Below are 5,074 nucleotides of genomic sequence, written 5' to 3' on the forward strand. Positions count from 1 at the left end.
GCCTGCAACCGCGCCTGCCCGTGCCGGTGCTGGACAGCCTGGAATGCCTGCTGCGGGTGGCCGCGCGCCCGCTGCCGGTGCCGCCCGCCGCCGCCTCGGCACCCAGCACCGGCCTTGCCCCCGCATTGGCGCGGCGGCTGGAAGCCCCTTGACGCTGGCGCCATCCCCCGGCACCCCCGCCTCCATGTCCGAGAATGCAGACCCCACCTTCGCCGCCGCCTCCGCCCCCTATCACGAACTGCTCGGGATGCGGCTGGAGGAATGGCGCGACGGCTTCGCCCGCGTGGTGATGACCGCCAGCCCGCAGCACATGAACCGCAGCGGCATCCTCCACGGCGGCGCCATCCTGTCCCTGATAGACCAGGCCGCCGGCTTCTGCGGGCTGTGGTGCAGCGTGCCCGGCAACGCCCGCCGCGCGGTGACCATCGACCTGGATTGCCGCTTCACCGGCCAGGTCGCCAGCGGGCGGGTGGTGGCGGAGGCGAAGATGGCCTCGCGCGGCCGCAACATCTATTTCGCGCGCACGGAGGTCTTCAACGAGGCCGGCGAGATGGTGGCCTTCGGCAGTTCCACCCACCGCTGGCGCAAGGGCAGCGAGACCACCGAGGGCCAGCCCGAGGCGGGCTGAAGCCGCAACCGGATCGCACCTGCGCTGTTTCCCTCCCGAACAGTGAGGGAAGACACGAGCATGGCTGCCCCCCAGAACGAAGACGAGATGCGCATGAAAGTGCGCGAGATGATCAAGGACATCCAGGTCGCCATCATGGTGACCACCAACCCGGAAGGCCGCATGCACGGCCGCCCGATGCGGGCCCAGAAGCCGGATGCGGATGGCAAGACGCTGTGGTTCTTCACCAGGGACGACAGCCCGAAGGTCGATGAGATCGAGGGCGATCCGCGGGTGCTGCTGGGCTACTCGGATACCAAGAGCCAGGACTTCGTCTCCATCGCCGGCAAGGCCCGCGTGGTGCGCGACAAGGAGATGAACAAGAAGCTCTGGACCGAGGACCTGCGCACCTGGCTGCCGCAGGGCCCGGAAGGCGATGGCATCGCGCTGATCGCGGTGGAGGTCGAGAGCGCCGAATACTGGGATGGCGTCAGCTCCAATGTCGCCTTCGCCTTCGGCTATGCCAAGGCCGCCGCGACGGGCAAGCCCGCCCATACCGGCGAGAATGCCAAGGTGGCCTTCCACGACTGAGGCTTCGGCCTGAAGGCCGCACCGGCACCGCCCCGCCAAACTGGCCGGGCGGTGCTTTTTTTATGCGTGGCTCAGCCCGGCTTGCGCCAGAAGCCGCGCACCACCTCCGCCGGGCCCTGGTGCTTTGGGCCTTCGTCCAGCCGGACGGTGCCTTCCAGGCATTCCTGCACCTCCAGGGCGGCGAAGGCTTCCTCGGCCATGGCGCGGGTCCAGAGCAACGCGGGTTCCTTCGGCCCGCCGCTGCGGCGGCCCTGCTGCGCCGGGGTGAAGCATTCCAGCACCAGCAGCCCGCCCGGTGCCAGGGCGCGCAGGGCGCCGGCGACGACCACCGCCCGGTCCTCCAGCGGCAGATGCAGGAAGATCCAGGCGATCAGGTCGAATCGTGATTCCGGCCAGGGCCAGCGGGTAAGGTCGGCGGCCTCAATGCGCAGCGGCACACCTTGTTCGGCGGCCAGGGCAGCGGCGCGCTCCAGCCCGGCAGCGGACCAGTCCACCGCCGTGACCTCCAGCCCCTGTTGCGCCAGCCAGACACCGTTGCGGCCTTCGCCATCGCCCAGTGCCAGCGCGCGGCCAGCACGAGGCAGGCTGGGGGACAGGCTTTCGAGGTAGCGGTTGGGCGCCCGCCCGAACATCCAGGGTTGGGCGGCATAGCGGGCATCCCAGGCCAGGCTGTCACTCATGGCATCGGGTTCCAGCCAGGCGGCGCCAGCTCGAAACCCGCGAAGTCGAAGGCGGGGCTGACGGTGCAGCCCACCAGCACCCAGCCCCCCAGCGGGCGCGCCGCCTGCCACCAGCCCTTCGGCACAATGCCGAAGGGCCGTTGCCCGGCGCCAAGGTCAGGGCCCAGCAGCCGCTCCTCCACCCCGTGCCCATCGGCGGAAAGGGAAAGCGTCAGCGGCCCGCCGGCATACCAGTGCCAGGCTTCGGCGGCATCGACGCGGTGCCAGTGGCTGCGCTCGCCTGGGGCCAGCAGGAAGTAGATGGCGGTACCGGCGCCGCGCCCGCCATCCGCCGGCGCATCCCGCCAGATCTCGCGGTAATGGCCGCCTTCCGGATGCGGGCGCAACTCCAGCGCCGCGATCACCGCCGCCGCCGGCAGGCTGCCATCGCGCAGGTCGATGGGCGGCATCAGGCGGGCGTGGTTCCGGTCAGTGCCGCGTGCTGCGACACCTCGGCGAACCAGGCCGCCAGCTTCGGATGTGCCTCGCGCCAGGGCTCGTCCGCGAAGCGCAGGTCGAGGTAGCCAAGGGCGCAGGCCACGGCGACCGCGCCGATATCCCGCAGCCCCTGCGGCGGCGCGGCCTCCAGCACCTCCAGCGCGCGGGCGACGGCCGCCCGGGCCCGGCCGCTGAAATCCCGCCGCCCCTCGTCCTGCGGCAGGGGCTGCTGCATGCGGCGGGCGACGGCGGCATCCATGATGCCATCCCCCAGCGCCTGCATCACCAGTGCCCCTGTGCGCTCCGGCCCCGGTTCCGGGAAGAGCGGATGCGCGGTGCCCAGCCCGTCGAGATACTCGCAGATCACCCGGCTGTCATAGACCGGCAGCCCTTCCACCGTGACGAGGCAGGGCACCTTGGACAGCGGATTCTGCGCCAGCAGCTCCGGCGGGCTGAGATGCGGATTGGTGTTGACCCGCTCGATCCGGTCATCCAGGCCGCGCAGCAGCGCGCAGACCATCACCTTCCGCACATAGGGGCTGGTGGCGGAGTAGAAGAGCTGCATGGCGGCGCGATTCCTTCCCGGGTTGTTCAGCCGCGGAAGTTATCCTTCGCCTTGCGGATTTCGGCCAGACGAGTGGCGCTGGGCACACGCAGGAAAGGATTGGTCTCCATCTCCTGGCCCAGCAGGGAGGGCACGGTCGGCTTGCCGGCGGCGCGCTTGGCGGCGACATCGGCCGCCTTGTCGCGCAGCGCCTTGTTGTCCGGCTCCACCGTCAGCGCGAAGCGGGCATTGCTTTCGGTGTATTCATGGCCGCAGCAGACCAGGGTCTGCGGCGGCAGCGGCTTCAGCAGCTCCAGCGCATGGAACATATCCTCCGCCGTGCCCTCCAGCAGCCGGCCGCAGCCGAGGGAGAAGAGCGTGTCGCCGCACAGCAGCACGTCCCCGTCGGGGAAGTAGAAGGCGACATGGCCGACCGTATGGCCGGGGCTGTCGATGACGCGGCCTTCCGTCTCGCCTACCCGGACCGTCTCGCCTGGCACCACGGCCTGGTCGAGCTTCGGCAGCCGGTGCGCGTCGGCCTTGGCGCCGATGACCTTGGCGCCGTACTTCGCCCGCACCTCCTCCACGCCATCGATATGGTCGGCATGGTGGTGGGTCAGCAGGATGATGTCGCAGCGGCCACCGGCGGCATCCAGCGCGGCGGTGACCGGCGCGGCCTCGCCCGGGTCGCAGATGGCGACCGTGCCGGTGGCTTGGTCCCGCAGCAGCCAGGCATAATTGTCGGACGCAAAGGGCACAGCCTTAACGGTCACGGTCATTGCATCGGTCCTTCTGTCTTGGGGCGCAGGAAGGGCGTGTCAGCCCAGGCTTGCGCCACTATATCAGGTGCATGAGCGCGGAGGTCCACACGCCCCCCGAATCGGTCGTTCCCGAATCGCCGCACCGTGATTTCTACCACTCCGCCACCGGGCGGGTGGCGGCGCGGGTGCTGCGGGAGCGGCTGCTGGAACTCTGGCCGGACCTGACCGGCCGGCGGGTGCTGGGGCTCGGCCATGCCGCCCCCTATCTGCGCCTGTGGCGGGACGGCGCGGAGCGCGTGCTTTGCGCCACGCCAGCGGAACTGGGGCCGCAATCCTGGCCCCGTGGCGGCCCTGGCCTCTCCACCCTGGTGGAAGAGACGGAACTGCCCTTTCCCGATTTCTGCTTCGACAATGTGCTGCTGGTGCATGGGCTGGAGACCGCCGAGAACGGCCGCCGCCTGCTGCGCGAGGTCTGGCGCGTGCTGAAGGAGGATGGCCGGCTGCTGGTGGTGGTGCCCAACCGCCGCGGCATCTGGGCCCATTCCGATACCACGCCCTTCGGCCAGGGGCGGCCTTACTCGCCCGGGCAGATCTCCCGCCTGCTCAGCCGCACCATGTTCACGGTGGAGCGGCGGCGCGGCGCGCTCTTCATCCCGCCCTTCCAGGCGCGGCTGCTGCTGCGCGGCGCCGGGGTCTGGGAACGCGCCGGGCGCGCGCTGGCGCCGCGATTCGCGGGCGTGACGCTGGTGGAGGCGCGGAAGGAAATGTTCGGCGCCGTGCCGGTAGGGGCGATACCTGCCAAGGGCCGGCGCGTGCTGGTGCCGGCCGGGGTGCGCTTCACACCCGCGATGGCGCAGGAAGACCAGCCGGCGGCATAAGGCGGCCTAGCTGATCTCTTCGTAAAGCCCGCGCGCTTCCGGCGCCGGGCCGCGCCGCTCCGCCAGGGACAGGACGCGCCAGACGCGCACCACGCCCTTCTCAGGCCCGCCGAAGGCCAGGGTCAGCACATCCCCCGGCCGCAGCTTGGCATGGGGCTTGTCCACCGGCTGGCGGTTCAGCCGCACCGTGCCGCGCTCGACGAAGCGGCTGCATTCCGCGCGGGTCTTGGCCACCCGCGCGCACCACAGCCACTTGTCCAGCCGCTGCCAGTCGCGGTCCTCGGTCTCGGCCACCGCCGGGAAGGGCCTTTCAGCCCTTGCCCAGCTTCAGCTTCGCCAGCACGGCGAACGGGCTGTCGGGGTCGGCCTTGGCCGGCTTCGGCGTGTCGAAGCTGTAGGTGCGGCCCTCGTTGCCCCGGTTGTCGCGCCCCTTGTCGAAGGGGCGGTTGCCGCGCGGGCGGTCCTCCCGCGGGCCACGCGGCCGGTCGCCCTGCGGGCGCTCGCCCTCGGGGCGGTTCTGGCGGTCGCGCGGCGGG

The 5,074-nt window shown here is 71.1% G+C and carries 9 protein-coding genes; 3 read left to right on the top strand and 6 right to left on the bottom strand.

Annotation, left to right across the window (positions count from 1 at the left end; genetic code table 11):
* Positions 1-148: 148 nt before the first annotated feature.
* Both IBL25_RS24320 and IBL25_RS24325 read left to right on the top strand, forming a co-directional pair.
* Complete coding sequence (locus IBL25_RS24320) at positions 149-628, top strand: PaaI family thioesterase (RefSeq protein WP_238940639.1); 480 nt, start codon at positions 149-151, stop codon at positions 626-628.
* A 60-nt stretch (positions 629-688) separates the two neighbouring features.
* Positions 689-1,198: a pyridoxamine 5'-phosphate oxidase family protein gene (locus IBL25_RS24325; RefSeq protein ID WP_187781047.1), complete on the top strand. Its 510-nt coding sequence runs from the start codon at positions 689-691 to the stop codon at positions 1,196-1,198.
* A 71-nt stretch (positions 1,199-1,269) separates the two neighbouring features.
* Here IBL25_RS24325 and IBL25_RS24330 read toward each other — a convergent pair whose 3' ends face one another.
* From IBL25_RS24330 to gloB, 4 genes are read right to left on the bottom strand one after another with little or no spacing between them, the layout of a single operon-like run.
* Positions 1,270-1,878, bottom strand: coding sequence for a class I SAM-dependent methyltransferase (locus IBL25_RS24330; protein ID WP_187781048.1), 609 nt, complete (start codon positions 1,876-1,878; stop codon positions 1,270-1,272).
* A complete protein-coding gene (locus IBL25_RS24335; protein WP_187781049.1) occupies positions 1,875-2,327 on the bottom strand; it encodes a cupin domain-containing protein in 453 nt (150 codons plus the stop codon). The genes IBL25_RS24330 and IBL25_RS24335 overlap by 4 nt, the downstream gene beginning before the upstream one ends.
* Positions 2,327-2,920, bottom strand: coding sequence for a glutathione S-transferase (locus tag IBL25_RS24340; RefSeq protein ID WP_187781050.1), 594 nt, complete (start codon positions 2,918-2,920; stop codon positions 2,327-2,329). The genes IBL25_RS24335 and IBL25_RS24340 overlap by 1 nt, the downstream gene beginning before the upstream one ends.
* A 26-nt stretch (positions 2,921-2,946) precedes the next feature.
* On the bottom strand, positions 2,947-3,678 hold the full coding sequence (gene gloB / locus IBL25_RS24345; protein WP_187781051.1) for a hydroxyacylglutathione hydrolase: 732 nt from the start codon (positions 3,676-3,678) through the stop codon (positions 2,947-2,949).
* 71 nt (positions 3,679-3,749) lie between these two features.
* Between gloB and IBL25_RS24350 the strand changes: the two genes are divergently transcribed.
* A complete protein-coding gene (locus IBL25_RS24350) occupies positions 3,750-4,538 on the top strand; it encodes a class I SAM-dependent methyltransferase (protein ID WP_187781052.1) in 789 nt (262 codons plus the stop codon).
* A gap of 6 nt (positions 4,539-4,544) precedes the next feature.
* On the opposite strand, the gene IBL25_RS24355 is transcribed toward IBL25_RS24350, so the two are convergent.
* Both IBL25_RS24355 and IBL25_RS24360 read right to left on the bottom strand, forming a co-directional pair.
* Entirely contained in the window at positions 4,545-4,832 is a 288-nt protein-coding gene (locus tag IBL25_RS24355; protein WP_187781053.1) for an RNA-binding S4 domain-containing protein, read from the bottom strand.
* 16 nt (positions 4,833-4,848) lie between these two features.
* A partial coding sequence (locus tag IBL25_RS24360) for a hypothetical protein (RefSeq protein ID WP_187781054.1) occupies positions 4,849-5,074 on the bottom strand: 226 nt, incomplete at its 5' end.

The organism is Pseudoroseomonas ludipueritiae, from assembly GCF_014490445.1.
Taxonomy (GTDB): Bacteria; Pseudomonadota; Alphaproteobacteria; order Acetobacterales; family Acetobacteraceae; genus Pseudoroseomonas; species Pseudoroseomonas ludipueritiae.